This is a genomic window from Cupriavidus sp. 05N40, from assembly GCF_056397305.1.
Map to the genome: position 1 here is coordinate 1 of NZ_JBFTND010000135.1, position 20,810 is coordinate 20,810.

Genomic DNA, 20,810 nt, shown 5'->3' on the forward strand with positions numbered 1-20,810 from the left:
CTCTTTGCCCTGTGCAGCAACAACACACTGCAGAAGGCGATCTCTGAGTTCGCGCGGCAGACACACCCCATCCGCTTTGCCTCGCTTGTTTCGGCTGAGTACAGAGAACGGGCCCGCAAAGAACACTGGCTGATGATAGAAGCGCTTAAGGAGGGCGATATCGACACGCTCGTCACTCTTTGTGCTGGCCACCTTCTCCCATCCCGTGACGCATACCTGGAAGCGCAGCAGTACCGGCGGTAATCCAGCTTCTCGGCTCAATTCCTAACAAGTATTGATATGCCGCGCTGGGGCGCGGCTCGTGATCCTGCACGCATTTAGCGGCCGACCCTCCTATTGGCCGGACAGCGCTTGGCGTTGCGGACAGAACTAGATCTTGCCTTCGAGGGACTTCCGCTCGCGCCAGATCTCCTGGACAAAGGGGTCGGTGACGCCGTAGATACCATGTCCCTTACGCATGATCAGGTTGGTCGCCAGTAGTTCATTGATGACTGGCTGAACCTCTTCCACCTTGACCTCACGTCCGACGGCTTTAGAGTAGCTTGCCGCTGCCTCTCCAGAGAACAGGCCTCGGGCGTCGCCCTCTGTCGAGGCGATCCGATCAAAGACGGCTGTCGGGACGCTGCCAAGCTGCTCCAGTTTCATGATCTCGATGTCCGCGGCGGCCGACCGTAGCGTGTTGGCGATCACCGGCAAGTGCTCATCTGGGTTGGCCCCAGCCGGTAGGTGAAAGTGTAGTTGCCTCAGAGCCTTGATCATTTCTTCCGGGCGGTTGCCGAGCGCCTGAAATGCCTTCACAGCGACGTCGGATGACGGCAGTGACGAGAATCCCTCCGTAGCCAGGCGATCAAGCAGGTACGCGACGTATTCCTGGTCCAGGACCGGATACGCAACTGACGTGGCACCAGCGAAGGCCTGATTGCGTCGCGCCGTCAACTCGCTGACCAAGGCTCGATGCGACCCCGTCCCGACGAACAGGAAGTAGCCGGGCGTATCCGGACGGAGGTTGATGGCCTCGCGCGCCGCTTTCAGGGCAAACAACAACTGATTGCCCTCATCGGAGGTGATGGCGTGCTGCACCTCATCAACGATCAGCACTAAATCGGTCTTCGCCTGGTCGACTACTTCCGTCAGCGCCTGGGCGAGCGTTGCTCCGCCGGGCTGGCCCAGGCTGTCGAGCTTAAAGCCAAACTTGAAGCCGAACGCCCCGACATCCGCCCCAGTGAGGCGCCGCAGCTTTCTGGTTGCCGATGCAGGTGCGGTCTCAAGGTCCTTGAGCGCCTTCTTGACCGCCTCCAGAATCAGCGCCGCCGGGCTTCGCTGAGTGTCGCTCCAGAGGTCGACGTAGATCACGATCGCCCCGCCATTCTCTAGAGCAGGGATGAGGTCGTTCTGCAGGAACGTGGTTTTTCCTGTGCGCCGCAAGCCGGACAGGAAGAGCCCTGACCGCAGCCCCTCATCCAGGACACCAGGATTGAGGAGTTGCCTGGCCATCTGTTCCGCAAGCTGCGGGCGCCTGTAAATGTTCGTCATGGGGCATTTATGGCAAATTATTTGTACGGAATAATTATAGTCCACGAATAATTATCGGTAAAACGATGGCCAAAATGCGCTCATTAGCGCGCAAACCCCCACTTCCCTGCACACTCGCAGATCGACTTGCTGGCGGGCCAGCGCCGGCCACGTTTCCGTCTGTCAGACCACAAGCGGCCAGTGACCAATCTTCTTCCGCCAGCCGTCGCAATATTCAGATATTTTGAATAACTATGACAGTGATGGGCCACTTTCCGCGGTCTGACGCTGGTTATAGTTCTGCACATGGACAGCGCAACAAGGCAACGAAGCAAGCCAGGCGCTACCGGACAAAACTCAAAATCATTGAATCACCTTAATTGGAGAACATCGTGTCGAACGCCAAACTGCAAGTCCTGACCCCGCGCAACAGCCAGCTGATCGTCATCGACCACCAGCCCCAGATGGCCTTTGGCGTGCAGTCGATGGACCGCCAGACCAGCTCGAAGGCRACTACGAGATCTACATGGTSGCMGAYGCYTCGGGMGGCACRASCAAGGAAGCSCACGAYTAYGCSATGCAGCGCATGRYCCAGGCCGGCGTGGTGCCSGTGACCTGGCAGCAGGTSMTGCTCGAATGGCAGCGCGACTGGAAGAACCGCGACACATACGATGCCGTRACCGGCCTGGCCAAGGAACATTCTGGCGCGTACGGCATGGGTATCGACTATGCCTACACGATGGTGCACAAGGCTGCGCAACGTACGGCAACCACGCACGAATCGATTGCGCCCGTGCATGCGCCGGTGATCGAGCAGTAGTCACCTCCGGTTCGTGCCTGAAGCTTCGCGAAGCCTTAGGCACCATGCAAACGATCCAGCTCGGGCTCGCCTTTCATCGCAGAGCCGCGGGGCCGCCATCTCAGCCCGTATCCGAGTTGCATGCCCTTGGGTTGCAAATGCTTGCATAAGGGTTTATACTTAATTCGTCTCCTCCCTTTCTTCTAAGGGATTCGCGCCCGCCTCGAAGCGGGCTTTCTTTTGCCTGCTGTCCAGGCTGCTGGTCCTGCTTGAGCGCCCTGCCCTGGCGGGCCGCGCTCGAATTCCCGTCAGGATGCTTCTTGCCGCCGGCAGGCGGTCCCCCGCCTATGCGACCGCGCGAGTCTGGCTCATCCAGGCGGCGACGAAGCAAGCCCAAGATCATCAGCGCTTGCTTCCAAATTGAACAGCCCGCCAGGGTCACGCACACCGCGTGAACTGTCAGAACTTATTCTGCGTTCTCTAAACTCAGGACTCTCTGCAACGGGTGCGTGGCGCCAGCATGCCCACCAGCAACAGGCGCAATCATCGCCGAGCCCCCTTCAAGGACCAGATTTCTCGGCAGGTGGATTGCTGAAATGTTCTTGTACGAGCCTGGCGGCCTCCTCCCAGAGGGCTGGCGCGCCACGCTGTATGGGCGGCCCGTAACGTGCAAAGACCTGTTCTTCATTGAGCTGATGCGCGGCCCAGGTACCACCGTCCGTTGCGACGTTATGGAGCAACGGCTGGAAGCGATCCAACGCTTTGGCGAATTTCGCATCGTCGCTCTCCGCCGCTTCGAACTCGGACCAAAGATTGCGAAACTCGGCGGCCTGCGCATCCGGCAGCAAAGAAAAAATCCGCTCCGCCGCCAGATGTTCCCGTTCCGCCTGACCGGCATGCATCGACGGATCATGGAACGGCGTATCGCCGGCATCGATCTCTACGATATCGTGGAGGAGGAGCATCTTCACGACGCGGACCACGTCGACAGGCGCTGCTGCATGCTCTGACAGTACGAGCGCATACATGGCGAGATGCCAGGAATGTTCGGCACTATTTTCTCGACGCGACCGATCGATCAGCGGCGACATCCGTACGACGCTCTTCAGCCGGTCAATCTCTCGAAGAAAGACGAGCTGGCGCTCCAGGTTGGAAAGGTTCACGGTGAAGACAAAAAATTCAGGATCACTGGAAGAAATCTAGCAGCCACCATGCGAGCGTTGGTCAGGCAGTGTCGTCATCGTTCGCTTCTTCGAGCAAGTGCCCATAGGCGTCGATTTCCTTCTTCGTTCGCGCCTCGCTCGCAGCGATCTTCTCGGGGGTGACTTCACCATCAATGAACTCGACCGACACTCTTTTTACCCTCGGATCGCTATCGACAATGCCTTGCAGGATCTTGTCGAACAGCTTTTCCCCGGCTTTGAGGCCCAGCGCTTGCGGCACCAGGACCTTGACCAGCAAGATTTCATTGTCACTACCTGCAGCCACATCGGCGATTGCTGCCCTCAGGTAGCGCTTCAGTTTGAGGACACTGAGGTCGCCAGGTAGCCCCACATACGATACCCGAATCGATTTCTTGTCCATGCCTTCGTGCTTGAGTGTGATGTTAATCGTTCGAATATACCGCACAGATGTGGGCATCTGTGCTCTTTAACTTGAGCGGCTGAGAAGGATTGCGGACTCGACTGGTCGGGCCACCCCACAACCAAGAGCCCGTTGGGCGAACCATGCGGGCTTGCGTCATTCTTCCTCCACACGCTCCTGCATGAACCGGCGCTCCTGGATCGTCCGCTCGCCCATATGGCGGCGCGGGTTGCCGCACATCCAGCAACTGCACAGCGTCGGCGTCCACACGGCTCGGCCGATTTCCCGCTCGTTGCGCAGGCCGCAGAGGTAGTTGCGCCGATACACCTTCAGCCGTGCGACTTGCGCGCGGCGGTATGCCCTTCCTTTCGCCATCTCGACTCCTTTTCGTAGGCCGGAGACGCGAAAGCCCGCAAAAGGCGGGCTCTGGGTAAAACTGCTGTGAGTCAGGGCAAATGCTAGGCCAACTGTCCCAGAAACTCAAGCAGTCCGTAAGGAATCGTCCTCGATCACGCCGTGGGCACGGAAACCGGCGGTCGGCGTCTCCTCCACCCAAGTCTCCAAGCGCGACCAGGTGGGCGACCAACACCTTGTTCTCCCGCACGTACATGTTCTTGCTCCCGAGACACTCGGCTGCGATCTGCCGGAACGAGAAATCCCGATTCGCGCTCTCCCGCCCTACCCTCCAACGATGCGCTGGGACTCACAGCGCCGCGCGCAACAAGCGCTTGCCCGGAAAGTTTCATGGATGAGACCAAGGCGTTCGAAGCGATCTCTTTAAGTTGTGCAGCCAAGCAATAACTCGCTTGCGGTTCATCCCGACAGGCGTTCTCAGCCAGACCCTATCTTTTTTACTTTTGTGAAACCCCGCAAGCGTTGCCAGGCTTTACGGCAAAAATCCTTCCCGGGCAAAGCCGAGCTTAGGGCAGACACGCGTTCTGCAGGTGCCAGCCGCCCGCCGCCAATAATCATCGCAACGGTCTCTCAGAGCCCTTGGTGCCTTTGCGAAATTTCGGCATAGCGCGCTAACCTGACCGCAGGCAATCCTCTTCTCCGCTTGGAGACCGGCGCCTCCGGGTCAGTTTGATTAGTCCCGGCTGTCATGGTGGAAATGCAGCCCGACAAAGAGAGCAATGGCATATCCACATGCTGTTTTCGCCACCTGCGACTCCCGCGATCTCCCCGGCTCGCGGATAACTCGAGGGCTAGTTGAAAATGCAAATAAGAATGGTTATCTCAACCCTCGTATTTATAACAGTTGATTTGGCCAGGATGGATCATTAGCATCGATGAAGCGGGTCTTGTCTCCACTGGCAAAGAACGGGTTTCCGGGCGCATTTTACAATTGACGATTGTCAATCTAATACATTGCCTGACTTAAATTTAATACAAACGAATCTTATTTATAAAAACCGCATCCCGGAGATTCCGCCTTAATTTTTCCTTAATTCTTCTTCCATACAATCTGGGCCGAGGTTCGAGCACCTGAGCGGAGGTGGCCAAATGACGCTGTGCGCATTTGCGGGTCCCGTGGTGGCATGGATTGGTGCGGCCTACGCCGTGGCGGCGGCGTGGATCAGCCGTCACGGCACGCCTGCCTCCCACGCTTCGCCGGACGGCGTTGACTTGCAGCCGGTCAGCGTGCTCAAGCCGCTGTGCGGGGCGGAGCCCAGGCTCTTTGAAAACCTGGCGACACTTTGCCAGCAGGACTATCCCGACTACCAGATCGTGTTCGGTGTGCAGCGTCCGGACGACCCCGCACTGGACGTCGTCGAGCGGCTGCGAGCGGACTATCCGGCCCGCGCCATTGACGTAGTCGTCGATTCTCGTATCCACGGCACCAACCTGAAGGTCAGCAACCTGATCAACCTGTGGCCGAGCGCGCACCACGACTGGCTGGTGCTCGCCGACAGCGACATTGCCGTGGGCCCGGACTACCTCGCGCGCGTGGCGGCACCCCTGGCCAACCCCGCCGTCGGGGTAGTGACCTGCCTGTACCATGGCAACGCGGTAGCTGGCTTCTGGTCGCGCATCGGCGCGCGGTTCATCGACGACTGGTTCGCGCCCTCGGTGCGCGTCGCGCATCGCGGGGGTTCCCGCCGCTTTTCCTTCGGCGCGACCATCGCGCTGCGGCGCGATGCGCTCGAGCGCGTCGGCGGATTCGCAGCGCTGTCGAACCGGTTGGCCGACGACTTCTGGCTCGGCGAACTGGTGCGCCGGTCCGGGCTGCGCACGGTCCTGTCCGACGTTGTGGTCAGCACCGATGTGACGGAAACGAGCATGAGGGCATGGTGGACGCACGAACTGCGGTGGATGCGTACTATCCGTTCGCTGAATCCCGTGGGCTTTGCTTTTACCTTCCTGACGTTCACGTGGCCGATGCTCCTGCTGGGCTGCTGGCTGTCTCCACGACCCGTGACGCTGACGGCGCTGCTGGTCGGCGCGCTGGCGCGTAGCGTAGTCGCGCATGAAGCCGGGGCTGCTTTGCTCGCCCCATTGCGCGACGCCTTACTGCTCGCGGTGTGGTGTGCCGCCATGGCCGGCTCCCGGGTATGCTGGCGCGACCGGTGGCTACCCTTGCACGATACCCCCACCCCCAGGCGTGGCGCCACGAGCGTCCCATCGGGATCGCTGCGCGCCGAGCCCGCTGCGAATGGGCTGCCCGACTCGCAATCGCCCCTGATCCGATCCGACAGACACCCGCCAAGGTCCCTATGAAAACGCTGTTTCTACAGGTTCCGTCCTTCGATGGCTTTGACGGCGGCGCGGGCTCACGGTACCAGGCCAAGCGCGAGGTCAAGTCGTTCTGGTACCCGACCTGGCTCGCCCAGTCCGCCGCGCTGGTTCCCGGCAGCCGCGTACTGGATGCGCCCGCCGAGGGCATGCACACCGAGGTCGCGCTGGACATCGCCGCAGACTACGAACTGGTCATTATCCATACCAGCACGCCGTCCTTTCCGATGGATGCCCGGTTCGCGGAGGCGCTCAAGGCACGGCGGCCAGGGGTGCTTATCGGCATGGTCGGCGCGAAGCCGGCCGTCGATCCGGGCGGCACGCTTGGCGCCAGCCCGGCAATCGACTTCGTGTGCAGGGAAGAGTTCGACTACACCTGCCAGGACGTGGCCGCCGGCAAGCCGCTGTGCGACATCGCCGGCCTGAGCTACCGGCTGCCGGACGGCTCCCTGGAGCACAACGGCGCGCGGCCGATGATCGAGGACATGGACGCGCTGCCATTCGTTGCCCCGGTCTACAAGCGCGACCTGACGATCGAGAACTATTTCATCGGCTACTTGAAGCATCCCTACGTCTCGATCTACACCGGGCGCGGCTGCCGCTCGCGCTGCACCTTCTGCCTCTGGCCCCAGACCGTGGGCGGGCACCGCTATCGCACGCGCTCGCCTCAAAGTGTCATCGACGAGGTCAAGTGGATCAAGGAGAACATGCCCGAGGTGAAGGCGATCATGTTCGACGACGACACCTTCACGGACTTCAAGCCACGCGTGGAAGAGATCGCCCGGGGCCTGGGAAAGCTCGGCGTGACATGGTCCTGCAACGCCAAGGCAAACGTGCCCTACAGCACGCTGAAGATCATGAAGGAGAACGGGCTGCGGTTGCTGCTGGTGGGCTACGAATCCGGCGACGACCAGATCTTGCTGAACATCAAGAAGGGCTTGCGCACGGATATCGCGCGCCGCTTCACCGAAGACTGCCGCAAGCTCGGCATCATCATCCACGGCACGTTTATCCTCGGCCTGCCGGGCGAGACGCGGGAGACCATCGAGAAGACCATCGCCTACGCCACCGAGATCAACCCGCACACGATCCAGGTCTCGCTGGCCGCGCCCTACCCCGGGACCACCCTCTACCGGCAGGCAGTGGAAAACGGTTGGCTGGAAGAGAACAAGGTGATCAACCTGGTCAACGACAAGGGCGTGCAACTGGCGGCGATCAGCTATCCACACCTGTCGAAAGAGGATATTTATCACGGCGTCGAAGTCTTCTACAAGCGCTTCTACTTCCGGCCGCGCAAGATCTGGGAGATCGTGCGCGAGATGCTGGGTAGCTGGGAGATGATGAAGCGACGCCTGCGCGAAGGTGTGGAATTCTTCCGCTTCCTGCGCTCGCACGAGGCATGAGCAGGCGACAGGCGAAGACCAAGGCGTCGCAACGGGCACTGATCGTCACGGCCGATGACTTCGGCCTGCACCCCAGTGTCAATGCGGGCGTCGAACTGGCGCACAAGGACGGCGTACTCAACGCGGCAAGCCTGATGGTTGGCGCACCCGCCGCGGCCGATGCGGTGCGGCGCGCGCGCGCCCTGCCGGGCTTGCGCGTGGGACTGCACCTCGTGTTGGCCGATGGCCTCGCCACGCTGCCGCCAGAGCGCATTCCCGACCTGGTGGACTCTGGTGGGCGCTTTGGCTCGGCGATGGCGCGCGATGGATGCCGCTTCTTCTTCCTGCCCGGCGTGCGGCGCCAGCTCGCCGCAGAGATCCGCGCACAGTTCGAAGCGTTCGCCGCCACCGGGCTGACCCTTGACCACGTCAACACCCACAAGCATTTCCACCTGCACCCCACCGTGCTCACGCTGGTGCTGCGCATTGGCCGGGAGTTCGGCTTGAGCGCYATGCGGCTGCCCAGCGACCTCAACGCCCCGCTGCTCCTGCGCCCCTGGCTGGGCCTGCTGCGGTGGCGGCTCGATGCGGCCGGGATCGCCCACAACGACTATGTGGTTGGCATGGAGCAAAGCGGCAGGATGGACGAGGCGGCAATGCTATCCATCCTCGCGACGCTGCCGCCCGGCGTCGGGGAAATCTACCTTCACCCCGCCGGCTTGTCCGGCTCGGCGGTTTCGCCGACGATGGACGGCTACCGGAACGCCGATGAGCTCGCCGCCCTGCTATCGCCACGCGTGCGCGCGGCGCTGGGGCACGCCGCCACGCGTAGAGGGGGGTTCATCGATATCTTTGGTTCCGGCAAGCAGCCCTCCACGTGAATTTAGCCGCGGAACCGTTGCGCCGTATCCTGCGGAAGGCTTCGCCACGGTTCCCCGACCTGATCTGACGATCAACTCAATCCAGCGAGATGCCTTCGCGCTGGATGACAGCCCCCCAATTGACGTCTTCCTTCTCGACGCGCTTCGCGAAATTCGCCGGATCGATCATGACGACCTCGCCTTGCTGGCCCAGCGCCGCTTTTGCCTTGTCGTCGTCGAGGACGCCATTTGTGACCGAATGGAGTTTCTGGACAATCTGCGGCGGCGTGCCGGCCGGGGCAAGCATCCCGATCCAGAAAGTCACGTTGAATGGCGTGATGCCAAGCTCTTCCAGCGTGGGCACGTCCGGCAACTGTGCCATTCGCTTCGACGAACTGACGGCGATGGGCTTGAGCTTGCCCGCCTTGATCTGAGGCAGCGCGCCCCAGGTATCAAAGGCGGTATCCAGTTCACCGCTGATCACAGCCATCTCTGCCTGCGCAGCTGACTTATACGGGATATGCGTAGTCTTGATCTTTGCCCTATTGTTCAACATGGCAAAACTGAGGTGCGCAATGTTGCCTGGACCTGCGGATCCATAGCTGACCTTGCCGGGATTCTGTGTCGCGAATCGAACCAGCTCTTTTACCGAATCGACTGAGTTTTTCTGCGACCACTCCGGGTTCGTCACCAGAATAAACGGGGCTTCGAGGACCAGGGTGACAGGAGAAAAATCTTTAGGCTTGTAGTTACCCTTTTTGTATATGTGAGGGTTGATGGTAATGCTGCTGGAGTTTGTTACCAGCAAGGTATACCCATCGGGCGCCGCCCTCGCAGCCTCGGCGACACCGATCAGTCCGTTCGCTCCCGCCTTGTTCTCCACGACCACGGGCTGCCCCAAAGACCTGGTGAGACGCTCTGAAACAATGCGCGCCACGGTGTCGGTGAATGACCCCGCCGGGAATGGAACGATCATCCTGATCGGCTTGTTGGGCCAGCTGGCAGCCTGCGCTGCGGCCGGACCGGACAGCACACTCGCCAGGACGGCCAGCGCGGCTGCCGCAACGCTGAGTTTTCCCGCTTTCGCACTGGAATGGCAACGCGGCATGCATTTGTATTCGTTCATTTCGTCTCCGTTTCGTCGTAATAGTGTTCGAAGTACTTGCTGGCCTTATGGCATTGCCTTCGCGTGCTTCGGCTTCGCAACCGTACCGGTGATTCCTTGTCGCTCCAGGTCCGCGATCTGGTGTGGACTTAGCCCAAGCACGCGCGTCAACACCGCTTCCGTGTGTTCGCCCAAGGTCGGCGCGACGTTCCGGATGGGCATGGGCTGTTTTCCGGACCGGAACCAGGCGGTGCTGGCCATATACGTGCCGATGTGGGCGCGTTCGACTTCACGCCAGAATCCGCGCGCATGCAGGTGGTTGTCCTGTAGCACCTGCGACATGGGACGAACGACGCCGGCTGCGATCCCAGCCTGTTGCAGCAGGCGCATTGCGTTTTCAGGATCCCTGGCCACGCACCAGGACTTGATCGCTTCGTCAATCCTGTCCTGCTCCGTCCGCCGCCCCGATGCCTGCGCAAGCCGGGGATCGACGGCGAGATCAGCCCTTCCGATTGCGCGGCACAGGGCTGGCCAACGTGCGTCAGTCACCGTCAGGACGATCCACGCATCGTCGCCTGCGCAACGGAAGCAACCATGCGGAATGCACATTGGATGGCGATTACCCTGACGGGGAGCAACGGCGCCGGAAGTCGATTGCTCCAGGATGAACGGCGCTGCCATCGGCAACATGGCCTCGACCTGTGACAGGTTGATATGCCGCCCCTCACCCGTGGCTTGCTGCGCAAACAGCGCCAGCAGGATCGCGGCCCCGGCGTTCAGGCCGCCGATCGGATCGCCATAGGCGTACGAGGTCATGGCCGGCGGCCCGTCAGGGTGCCCTGTATACAGAGGCAGGCCGCTGGCTTGCTCCAGCGTGCCACCGTAAGCGCGCGTATTGCTCCACGCGTTGCCGAGGCCGAATGCAGGCATCGAAAGCATGACTAGCCGCCTATTCCTCGCCCGCAGTGCCTCATAGTCCAGCCCCAGCTTCGGCAGGACCTCGGCGGAGTAATTCTCGATGACCGCGTCCGCGCGTTCCACCAGCTGCAGCAGCAACGCCTTTCCTTCCGGGCGCGTCAGGTCCAGGGTGATGCCCAGCTTGTTGCGGTTCATCAGGTTGAAGTTGGAATTCTTCTCGTACAGCCGGTCCCGATAGAACTCTTCAGTGAAATTGGCACCGCGCCACCAGTCGGGGTAGCCGGTACTTTCGACCTTGATGATCTCCGCGCCAAAGTCGGCCAGTGTCCGGGACGCGAGCGGCCCCGCCCACCCCATCGTCAGATCAATGATGCGCATGCCTTGCAGCGGCTGTCGTTCCGGCGTCGTGCGCATGAGCTGCAGCCGGGGGCGGTGCTCCAGGCCCGATGTCCGATAGTGGACATCGTGCGCCCCCTTTGCCGGAGCCGCCCCGCCCAGCAACGGACCCGCCGCATCGAGACGCAGCGGCACGACGGGACCTTCGAACGTGACGCCGCCCGCATCGACCGGGACGAACGCATTGCGCTGCCGATGCACCTCCTGGCCGAGCAATGCCTCCATGGTCGGCACGATCACCGTTGGATGCTTCATTTCGCCGAGGATATTGAACCACTGCCGGGCTGTCTTCGTGAGGAATGCCGTCGTCAGCAACTCGTCGATCTCATCCGCCCGGGCCATCCGCTCCTGGCCATTGGCGAAGCGAGGGTCGCTGGCCAGGTCGGGGCGCCCGATGGCATCGCACAGCGCCTTCCACTGTGGCAGCGTGTGCGTGAAGATGCCAATCCACCCCTGCGCGGTCTGGTAGATGCCGGCCGGATGCGTGCCGCAAAACCGGTTGACACCAAGGCGCCGCAGCGGATGGCGCTTGTCCTGCACCATRCCCGCTTCCATCTCGACCACGCTGAAGATGCACTCGTGCGCGCTCAGCACGTAGCGGCGGCTGCCCTGCCCGCTTCCGATCAGGGCGGCGACAGCGGCGGAGAAGGCGGCCAGCCCGACAACGACTGCGCTATGCACGTCGTGTGGCATGTGCGGCGGCCCTTCTATCGGGCCACTGCCGTGCACGGCCCCGGCGAGCCCGCGGCACACGGCTTCGGCGCCGGCATACTGACTGTAGGGYCCGCTCTCGCCGAACCAGGTGAGCGCCACCTCGATCGGCGCGTGCTCCCGCTGCTCGCCAGCCGTCCCGTCCCAGACCGGCGTGGCAAGGATGCCTGGACCTTCGCTCAGGGCGCGGGCATCGAGCACGACATCGCAGGTCCGCGCGAGTTGTGCCAGCCACGCGGTGTCCTCGGCGTTTCCGGCATCCGCGGTGACGCTGCGCTTGTTGGTATTCAACCAGGCAAAAAGCGCGCTTTCCGGCTGCGCGGCGCCCGGGGCGCCGACCATGGGCGGCATTTGCCGCCATGCGTCGCCAGCCTGGCTTTCCGCCTTGATGACCTCGGCACCGAAATCGGCAAACAACTTGCCAGCGTACGCAAGCRCCGGTCCGGTGCCGACCTCCAGTACGCGCAATCCACCCAGCGCCAGTTGCGACGGGTCAGGACCATTGTTGATCATGGAAACCTCTTGGCTCTGTTTGGGGATTCGTCAGGTCTGGCGCTTACCATGCATCGATGAACGCACGGCGCTCCCTGCGGCTGCGCACATCGGCAGATCCGATACCCTGGACGATCCATTTCCGTGTCTGGGCGGGGTCGATCACGGCATCGATCTCCACCGCGGCTGCGGTGTTGATCGCGTGGCCGCGCTCGTAGGACTGTGCGACCAGCTTCTCGAACAGCGCCTTGCGCTCGGGCCCGTCCGGAACCGCCTCCAGCTCCTTCTTGAAGCCCAGCCTGACAGCGCCTTCCAGGCCCATCGGACCAAACTCGCCGGTCGGCCAGGAGACGGTGAAGTTCGATGAGCGGAAGCCGCCGCCCGCCATGGCCATGGCGCCAAGTCCATAGCCCTTGCGCAAGGTCACTGCCAGCAAGGCGACGCGCAGCTTCGCGGCCGTGAGGAACATGCGCGACACGTGGCGAACCTGGGCTTGGGCCTCGATGTCGGGCCCCACCATGAACCCCGGGGTGTCGATCAGCGATACGATCGGCAGCCCGTGCGCATCGCAAAGCTGCATGAAGCGCGCCGCCTTGTCCGCGGCATCGGCATCGATGGCACCGCCGAGGTGATACGGGTTGTTGGCCATGATGCCCACCGGTTGCCCCTCCACCCGAGCCAGCGCCGTGTGGATGCCCGCCCCGAACCCGCCGCGCAGCATCAACACAGTGCCAATGTCCGCGATGCCCTCGATCGCTTTGCGGATGTCGTACACACGCAGCCGGTTTTCGGGTACGACATGGCGCAGGTCCAATGCGTCTGGCGCGCTCCAGTGCGCCACGCGCCCCTGGAACATGGACAGATAGTGCTTTGCCGCCCGCACGGCTTGCGCCTCGTTCTCGACCAGAACATCGATCACGCCATTGGCGAACTGCACCGATGCCGGCCCGACTTCTTCGGGGCGGAAGATGCCGAGGCCACCGCCTTCGATCATGGCCGGACCTGCCATGCCAATGTTGACGGACTTGTCGGCGATGATGACGTCGCAACAGCCCAGGAAGGCTGCATTGCCGGCGAAGCAGCGCCCCGAGGCGATGCCGACGACCGGGACATGTCCGCTAAGATCGGCGAAGGCGGCAAACGACGGCTGATACAGCCCGGACACCGACGGAAAGTCCACGTCGCCGGGCCGCCCGCCACCGCCCTCTGCAAAGAGCACAAGGGGTAGCTCATCACGCAGCGCCACCTCGACGATGCGGTCTGTCTTGATATGGTTTCGCTTGCCCTGTGTTCCGGCCAGCACCGTGGCGTCATACGCCATCACCGCACTGCGCGCCCGCTCCTTGCCGACCAGCTCACCGTTGATGTTGCCGATGCCGGTGATCAGGCCATCCGCAGGGGTGTTGACAATGAGGTCCTGGTGGCTGCGGCGAGACGCCTGCGCCGCCAGCGCCAGTGCGCCATACTCGACGAAGGTATCCGGATCGCACAGGTCGGCGAGATTCTCCCGCGCCGTGCGCTGCCCGCGCGAGCGGCGCTTCGCGACGGCATCCGGCCGCGCGGCATCAGCCAGGTAGGCATGCCGGTCCAGCACACGCTGGAGGTCTGCACGGATCGCGTGGGGATCGCACTGCTGGGCGGCAACCACCGCTACCCCGTCGGCCTCGACCTGCTCCAGCACGATCAGGACCTGGCCTTCGGACGTCAGGGCGCCTTTCTCCAGCCGCAGGTCGACCACACGGCCGCCACATTCCGCGGCGATCGCATGCTCCATCTTCATGGCGTCGAGCACGGCGACCGTCTGCCCCGGCTGGACGATATCGTCCAGCCGGACGGAGATTTCCACCACACGGCCGGTCAGCGGCGCGCGGATTGCCACCAGCCCTTCACCGACCTCCTCTTCGGCATCGGGCAACCGCGCCGCGAGCGCCTGCGTTGGGCGGGCTGTGCCCCCAAGCAGCGCTTCCTGCGCGTGCCCGGCTTGCGCAATGGCTTCGGCCGATGCAGCCAGCTCCGGCAGTATCCGCTCGAAGTGTCGGGTATGCACATTCTGTGCAAGGAAGTCATCGCGCTGCACGAGGGCGCGCAGCAGGTTCAGGTTGGTCGGCACGCCGACGATGCGGAATTCGGCAAGGCTGCGCTGCAGACGCCGCACGACGGCGTCGAACTTCGGCGTCGTGCTGCTCACAATCAGCTTTGCCAGCAAGGTGTCGAAGTTGGGCGACGGCTCATAGCCGCTGTAGCCGTGCGTGTCGACGCGAACGTCGGGGCCCGAGGGCGGGTCGAAGCGCTCCAGGCGACCGTGCGCCGGGCGCGCAAGACCTTGCGCGTCGGTCATTTCCGCGTTGACACGCACCTGGATCGCGTATCCCCTCGGTTGCGGCGGCGAAGCGGGATCCAGGCCGAGATCGCCAAGGGTGCGCCCCGCGGCCAGGCCGATCTGCAGCGCCACAAGATCGACTCCGGTGACTTGCTCGGTGATGGTGTGCTCGACCTGCAAGCGGGGATTGGCCTCGATAAAGACGAAATCCCTCTGCTCGCCCGACTCGGTTTCCTCGACCAGGAACTCGAAGGTGCCCAGGCTCAGATAGTTCACGCGGCGCGCCAGCCGGAGTGCCGCCTTGATGATCTGCTCGCGCAGCTGGGGCCTGAGTACCGGGCTGGGGGCAATCTCCACCAGCTTCTGGAAACGGCGCTGCAAGGTACAGTCGCGCTCGCCGAGGGCGATGACATGGGCCCCGTCGCCTGCGATCTGCACTTCGATATGGCGTGCTCGACCGACCAGCCGTTCAGCGTACAGCGCATCGATGCCAAATGCGGAAGCCGCTTCGGACCGGCAACGCGCATAGGCTTGCGCCAGGTCCTCGCGGTGACGGACCACGCGCATGCCACGACCGCCTCCGCCGCCGACAGCCTTGATGACGACGCCCGCGCCGCCTTGCTCGTCAAAGAAGCGGGTGATTTCCTCGAGCGATGCAGCACCTCGCGTGGCCGGCATGACCGGCACGTCGCTCTGCGCCGCCAGTTCGAGCGCTCGCCCCTTGTCCCCGAACAGCGCAAGGTGCTCGACAGCGGGGCCGATGAACCCGATACCGGCGTCATGACATGCCTGGGCAAAATCGGCCCGCTCGCTCAGGAAGCCATAGCCCGGGTGGATCGCATCGCACCCGGTTGCTTTTGCCGCGGCAATGATGCCCGCGATGTCGATGTACGCAGACGGGCCTGCGCCCTCGAGCGCAACTGACTCGTCGGCCAGTATTCGGTGCAACGACTCAACGTCGTCTTGCGAATAGACCGCTACCGTTCCGATATCCAGGTCGCGTGCGGCGCGCAGGACGCGCAACGCAATCTCGCCTCGATTGGCGATCAACATTTTTTTCAATTCAGTCTCCTCGTTTGTATTTCGATGTCGGTGTCGTGCCCGCAGAGCGGTGATGGTGCTGGCAGGGCCGACAGGCTGGCCGCAGGTGGCATTGAAGTCGGGCGCGCAAGGGCCTTGCGCCACGGCCTGCTCAAGGCCGGATGCCAAACCGGCTGATGCCGGGCTCGCGCAGCGGAGCCGCCAGGTTGGCGAACTCGCACAGCAGCGCGCGCGTCTCGCGCGGGTCGATGATGTCTTCGATGACAAAGGCTTCGGCGCTGCGGAACGGCGATGCCAGGCTGCGCACGCGCTGCTCGATCTCGGCGCGCTTCTGCACGGGATCGTCGGCGCCTTCGATCTCGGCCTTGTAGGCCACGTCCAGCCCGCCTTCGATCGGCTGTGCGCCCCAGTTGGCGGATGGCCACGCATAGCGGAAATTGAACCGCCCCATGTGCTGATGGCCGGCTGCCGCCACGCCGTACGCGCGCCGCAGGATGATGGAGCACCAGGGCACCGTGGTCTGATAGACGGCTGCCAGCGCACGTACTCCGTAGCGTATGACGCCTGCCTTCTCGGCCTCCAGGCCGACCTGGAACCCGGGCGTATCGACAAGGTTGACCACGGGCAGGTGGAAGGTTTGGGCCATATCGACGAAACGCGTGAATTTCTCTGCGCTGGCGCTGTCCCAGCCGCCACCATGGAAGGACGGATCGCTGGCGATCACAGCCACCGGCCAGCCATCCAGCCTGGCCATGGCGGTGACAATGGCACGACCCCAGTTCATGCCGATCTCGAAAAAGGAATCGACATCCACCRAGGCCTGCAGGATGGGGCGGATCTTGTAGTCGGCACGGCTGTCGCGCGGAATCGCCGACAGCAGCCATTCGTCGCGACGGGCCGGATCGTCGGCCGGCTCGATCCGCGGAGGCAAATCCTGGACGGACGCCGGCAGGTAGGATAGAAACCGGCGTGCGCGCGCGAAGGCCTCCTGCTCGGTGGCAACCTCGTCGTCCACCACGCCGTTGCGGGTATGGATCTGGCTGCCGCCCAGTTCGTTCTTGGTCAGGTTCTGCCCGACGCGCGCGACCACCGACGGTCCCTCGTTGAACAGCTGGGAGGTCTCCTTGACCATCACCGAATAATGGCTGGCTGCCACACGCGCCGCCCCCATGCCTGTCACGGAGCCCAATGCCAGGGACACCACAGGCACTGCGGACATGTTCTCCACCACGTGTTGCCAGACCTTCATGGTCGGAATCAAGGTGTGGCCCTTGATCTCGATATTGCGGACCGATCCGCCGCCACCGGTGCCGTCGACCAGCCGGATCATCGGCAGACGCAGGTCGTGCGCCATCCTCTCGGCGTGGATTAGCTTGTCACCGACCGCGCCGTCGTTGGCACCGCCTCGCACGGTGAAATCGTCCCCCACCAGCACAACCGGCCGCCCGCCGACCTGCGCGCGGCCCATCACGAGGTTGGAAGGGAGGAGGTCCATCAGCCGCCCGTTGCTGTCGTAGCGGCCGCTGCCACTGAGTCCCCCCACTTCCCGGAACGATCCGGGGTCGGCAATCTCGCCGATGCGCTCGCGCACGGTCAGCTTGCCGGCCGCCTTGTGGCGTTCCACCTTACCTTCCCCGCCCATTTTGGCGGCGAGGCGCCGGCGGTAGGCCAGTTCGTCGATTTCAGGCTGCCAGCTCACGGTTTTCTCCTGTCGATTCGGTGTTGTCCTTGCTGACATCAATGTGCACGAGTCGTGCCAACACCAAGACACGCGTTTTGCCCTTGATTTCATTGAGATTCTTATTCGGCGACGTTATGATGTCCGCATTGGCTACACACAGTGTCCGCAGCATGGGCACAACAGGAATCGCGCAGTGTCCTCAGGGAAAACACGAAAAGCCGGTATGGACGGAATCACCCTTGGCGTCCTGGTGAGGATGCGCGATGGGATCCGGGTGACGGCGATCGGTGTCTGTGCCAATCCCGCCATCGCGGACGCGGCGGTATCTGCATGCGAACGCGCGACGGATGTCGTCAATGGCCGCAGGCTTTTCCCAGTTGAAGCCGTCGACCAGCGCTACATCGGCCTGTGCCTGGAAGACGACGACCAACAACTGATCCTCTTGCACCACGCCGACACGCAGGCGGTACTGTTCGACTTCCTGGGTATGGTGCCCTTCGCGGGCGCAATCCTGGATTACTTCCTGAACGCCCCATACCAGGCCATCACCGTGGTCGACAAGGATGGCCGGGTGCGCTTTATCAGCCCGGTCCACGAGAAATTCCTGGGCCTGGCCACCGGTGCGGGCATTGGCCGCCCGGCGGCGGACATTATTCCGAACTCTCGGTTGCCGCAGGTAGTGGTTAGCGGAAAGGCTGAGATCGGGCAATTGCAGCAACTGGACGGCGCCAGCCGTGTGGTCAACCGCATCCCGATCCGCGAGGGGGGCGAAGTGGTCGGGGCTATCGGCCAAGTGATGTTCAAGGGACCGGAAGCCCTTGTTCGCATGCACAAGGAGTTATCCGAACTGCGCTCTGAGGTAGCGCGCTACCAACGCGAGTTTCACGGCCTGCGGGAAAGACCATCCTCACTTGGCTTGATCGGCGAAAGCGCGCCGATGCAGCGCTTGCGCCGGGAGATCCAGACCGTGGCACGCCTGGACGTGCCGGTGCTGATCCTCGGCGAAAGCGGGACCGGCAAGGAACTGGTGGCCCGCGCCATTCACGGCGCCGGCCACGATCCGGCAAGCGGGCGGCCACTGGTCAGCCTCAATCTGGCGGCCCTCCCCGCGACGCTGATCGAGTCCGAACTGTTCGGCCACGCGCCCGGTGCCTTTACCGGCAGCCAGCGCCAAGGGCAGGCGGGCAAGCTCGAACTCGCGGCCGGCGGTACGGTCTTTCTCGATGAAGTCGCGGACATTCCGATGGAAATGCAGGTCAAGCTGCTGCGGGTGCTCGAAGACCACATGGTCGAACGCCTTGGCAGCCGCCGCGCGCAGCATGTCGACTTCCGGCTGGTCTCGGCCACCAATCGCGACATTACGGCACTCATCGACGCCGGGCGCTTCCGCCTCGACCTGTACTACCGACTCAGTGGCGTGGTGTTGCGCATCCCTGCCCTGCGTCAGCGGCGCGAGGATATTCCCGCGCTGCTGCAGCACTTCGTCGACGCCTTCTGCGCGCGCAACACAATGCCAACGCCAAAAATCGACCATGACGTGGCGCGCCACCTGGCCAGCCAGCCTTGGCCCGGCAATGTGCGTCAGTTGCGCCAGCGCATCGAGGAAGCGCTAGTATTCTGCGATGGCCGTACGCTGCGCGTGGGCGATTTTGCCCGCGGCGAATCGGCACGCACGCCATCGGGCATGGAAAGCCAGGCAAACGCGCACCCGCCGGCGCAAGAGCATGCGCAAGCGTACGAGGATATCGAAGCGGACGATCCGCCGTTCCCCCCACCCGCGCCTCGCATATCGAGCGAGCCAGCTGCGGGAATGAGCGAGCTTGCCTATGCCGCGGTGCTAGATGCCATAGCACGGCATGGTGGCAACAAGAAGCGCGCAGCTGAGCAATTGCGGATCTCTCGATCRCATCTGTACAAGATCCTGGAACGCGGAGCGGGTCGATGAGCGCTCGGGATTCTTGCCTGCCGGCCGCGTGGAGCCAGGTCGAGGCTCGGCGGCGGATGGGTAATCAAGACTGGCAAGACTAGCGCATCGCGAGCCTGGAGAGTCGGCATGTCGCGCTTCCCCTATCTTCAACGATTGCGGCCGGCGGGTGTCCGATCGGTCCGGCTGGCCACCGGCTTGGTGTTGTTCACTTACGTAGGGACGCACCTCCTGAATCACTCGCTGGGGAATATCTCGCTCGCGTGGCTGGAGCGTGATCTGCTTGTGCAGAAGTTCATCTGGCAGGGATGGCTCGGAACGGCCGTGCTGTACAGCGCGCTGGTGACGCATTTCTTCCTGGGTCTGTGGGCGCTATACGAACGGCGCTCGCTGAACTGGACGCCGGGTGAGGTGGCGCAGCTCGTCCTGGGCTTGTGCATACCGCCGCTGCTAGCCAACCATGTCGTCAATACGCGGGTCGCCTTTGCCGCGTTCGGCCTGAACAAGGGTTACGCACAGTTGCTGTACTCGTTCTGGATCACCTCACCGTTCTTCGGTCGTGTGCAGCTGACGCTGTTGGTGGTCGCCTGGCTGCACGGGTGTTACGGCATCTGGTTCTGGTTGCGGCTGAAACCATGGTTTGCGGCGTGGCGGAGCGTGCTGCTGAGCGTCGCGGTGCTGCTCCCGGTGCTCGCGCTGCTAGGCTTCCTGCAGGGCGGACGCGAAGTGATCGCGCTTGCACGAGATCCCGTCTGGCGCGCAGCGGCAACCCGGCCGGCGATCGTCGGAACAGATCCGCAGAATCTCTGGCTCACCGAGCTGCGCAACGACTTCTTGCTCTTCGATGGTGGCGCGCTGCTGCTGGTGCTCGCAGCGCGGCTGGTGCGCACTGCGCGGGAGCGCCGGATCGGGCGCCTCTGCGTTCTGTATCCGGACGGGCGAAAGGTGTTCGCACCGCTCGGATTTTCGGTTCTCGAGGCCAGCCGCATGGCCGGCGTTCCCCATGCCAGCGCCTGCGGCGGCCGCGCCCGATGCACGTTGTGCCGGGTACGCGTGCTCAGCGATGTACCGCTGCCCGCGCCGGGCGAGGCAGAGCGGCGCGTTCTGGAGCGGCTGGGAGCGGATTCGCAGACAGTGCGCCTCGCCTGCCAGTTGCGGCCGACCCACGACCTCTCCGTGTGGCCACTGGTGCCACCGGCTGCATCCACGGCCTTCCTGCAACGGCGCCAGTGGGACGTCATGCCGCATGAGCAATTCGCGGCGTTCATGTTCGTGGATATGCGGGATTCCACAAAGCTTGCGGCGACACGACTGCCGTTCGACAGTCTGTTCGTGGTCAGTCGTTTCTTGAG

14 protein-coding genes and 1 pseudogene are annotated in these 20,810 nt (G+C 63.2%); 7 read left to right on the forward strand and 8 right to left on the reverse strand.

The window, feature by feature from the left end; all coding sequences use genetic code 11:
* Positions 1–243: FCD domain-containing protein (locus AC1DO7_RS26945; RefSeq protein ID WP_477116758.1), on the forward strand; the 243-nt coding region annotated here is incomplete at its 5' end.
* Between the two features lie 126 nt (positions 244–369).
* Here AC1DO7_RS26945 and AC1DO7_RS26950 read toward each other — a convergent pair.
* Positions 370–1,533 (reverse strand): AAA family ATPase, encoded by a 1,164-nt coding sequence (locus AC1DO7_RS26950; protein ID WP_441622729.1) that lies wholly within the window; start codon positions 1,531–1,533, stop codon positions 370–372.
* 371 nt (positions 1,534–1,904) lie between these two features.
* Here AC1DO7_RS26950 and AC1DO7_RS26955 point away from each other — a divergent pair.
* Positions 1,905–2,332: pseudogene (locus AC1DO7_RS26955) on the forward strand (hypothetical protein).
* Between the two features lie 539 nt (positions 2,333–2,871).
* Here the strand turns inward: AC1DO7_RS26955 and AC1DO7_RS26960 are convergent.
* From AC1DO7_RS26960 to AC1DO7_RS26970, 3 genes are all read right to left on the reverse strand, one after another.
* Positions 2,872–3,474, reverse strand: a complete 603-nt coding sequence (locus AC1DO7_RS26960) for an HD domain-containing protein (RefSeq protein WP_441623391.1) — start codon at positions 3,472–3,474, stop codon at positions 2,872–2,874.
* Positions 3,475–3,535: 61 nt separating this feature from the next.
* A complete protein-coding gene (locus tag AC1DO7_RS26965; protein WP_441623393.1) occupies positions 3,536–3,895 on the reverse strand; it encodes a hypothetical protein in 360 nt (119 codons plus the stop codon).
* Positions 3,896–4,051: 156 nt separating this feature from the next.
* Positions 4,052–4,270 (reverse strand): hypothetical protein, encoded by a 219-nt coding sequence (locus AC1DO7_RS26970; RefSeq protein ID WP_441623395.1) that lies wholly within the window; start codon positions 4,268–4,270, stop codon positions 4,052–4,054.
* Positions 4,271–5,398: 1,128 nt separating this feature from the next.
* Here AC1DO7_RS26970 and hpnI point away from each other — a divergent pair.
* The 3 genes from hpnI to hpnK are packed head-to-tail and all read left to right on the forward strand — an operon-like array spanning position 5,399 to position 8,891.
* A complete protein-coding gene (gene hpnI / locus AC1DO7_RS26975) occupies positions 5,399–6,613 on the forward strand; it encodes a bacteriohopanetetrol glucosamine biosynthesis glycosyltransferase HpnI (protein ID WP_441623397.1) in 1,215 nt (404 codons plus the stop codon).
* Positions 6,610–8,031, forward strand: coding sequence for a hopanoid biosynthesis associated radical SAM protein HpnJ (hpnJ, locus tag AC1DO7_RS26980; RefSeq protein ID WP_441623399.1), 1,422 nt, complete (start codon positions 6,610–6,612; stop codon positions 8,029–8,031). Before hpnI ends, hpnJ begins: the two co-directional genes overlap by 4 nt.
* Complete coding sequence (gene hpnK / locus AC1DO7_RS26985) at positions 8,028–8,891, forward strand: hopanoid biosynthesis-associated protein HpnK (protein WP_441623401.1); 864 nt, start codon at positions 8,028–8,030, stop codon at positions 8,889–8,891. Before hpnJ ends, hpnK begins: the two co-directional genes overlap by 4 nt.
* A gap of 76 nt (positions 8,892–8,967) precedes the next feature.
* Here hpnK and AC1DO7_RS26990 read toward each other — a convergent pair whose 3' ends face one another.
* The 4 genes from AC1DO7_RS26990 to AC1DO7_RS27005 form a co-directional block, all read right to left on the reverse strand.
* Complete coding sequence (locus AC1DO7_RS26990; protein WP_441623424.1) at positions 8,968–9,978, reverse strand: Bug family tripartite tricarboxylate transporter substrate binding protein; 1,011 nt, start codon at positions 9,976–9,978, stop codon at positions 8,968–8,970.
* A gap of 63 nt (positions 9,979–10,041) precedes the next feature.
* Entirely contained in the window at positions 10,042–12,513 is a 2,472-nt protein-coding gene (locus AC1DO7_RS26995; RefSeq protein ID WP_477116759.1) for a CaiB/BaiF CoA-transferase family protein, read from the reverse strand.
* A gap of 43 nt (positions 12,514–12,556) precedes the next feature.
* Positions 12,557–15,874, reverse strand: a complete 3,318-nt coding sequence (locus AC1DO7_RS27000) for an acetyl-CoA carboxylase family protein (protein ID WP_441623426.1) — start codon at positions 15,872–15,874, stop codon at positions 12,557–12,559.
* Between the two features lie 130 nt (positions 15,875–16,004).
* On the reverse strand, positions 16,005–17,552 hold the full coding sequence (locus tag AC1DO7_RS27005) for an acyl-CoA carboxylase subunit beta (RefSeq protein ID WP_477116760.1): 1,548 nt from the start codon (positions 17,550–17,552) through the stop codon (positions 16,005–16,007).
* 205 nt (positions 17,553–17,757) lie between these two features.
* Between AC1DO7_RS27005 and AC1DO7_RS27010 the strand changes: the two genes are divergently transcribed.
* Together AC1DO7_RS27010 and AC1DO7_RS27015 are read left to right on the forward strand one after the other, a co-directional pair.
* Positions 17,758–19,479, forward strand: coding sequence for a sigma-54 interaction domain-containing protein (locus AC1DO7_RS27010; RefSeq protein ID WP_441623407.1), 1,722 nt, complete (start codon positions 17,758–17,760; stop codon positions 19,477–19,479).
* A gap of 108 nt (positions 19,480–19,587) precedes the next feature.
* A partial coding sequence (locus tag AC1DO7_RS27015) for a 2Fe-2S iron-sulfur cluster-binding protein (RefSeq protein ID WP_477116761.1) occupies positions 19,588–20,810 on the forward strand: 1,223 nt, incomplete at its 3' end.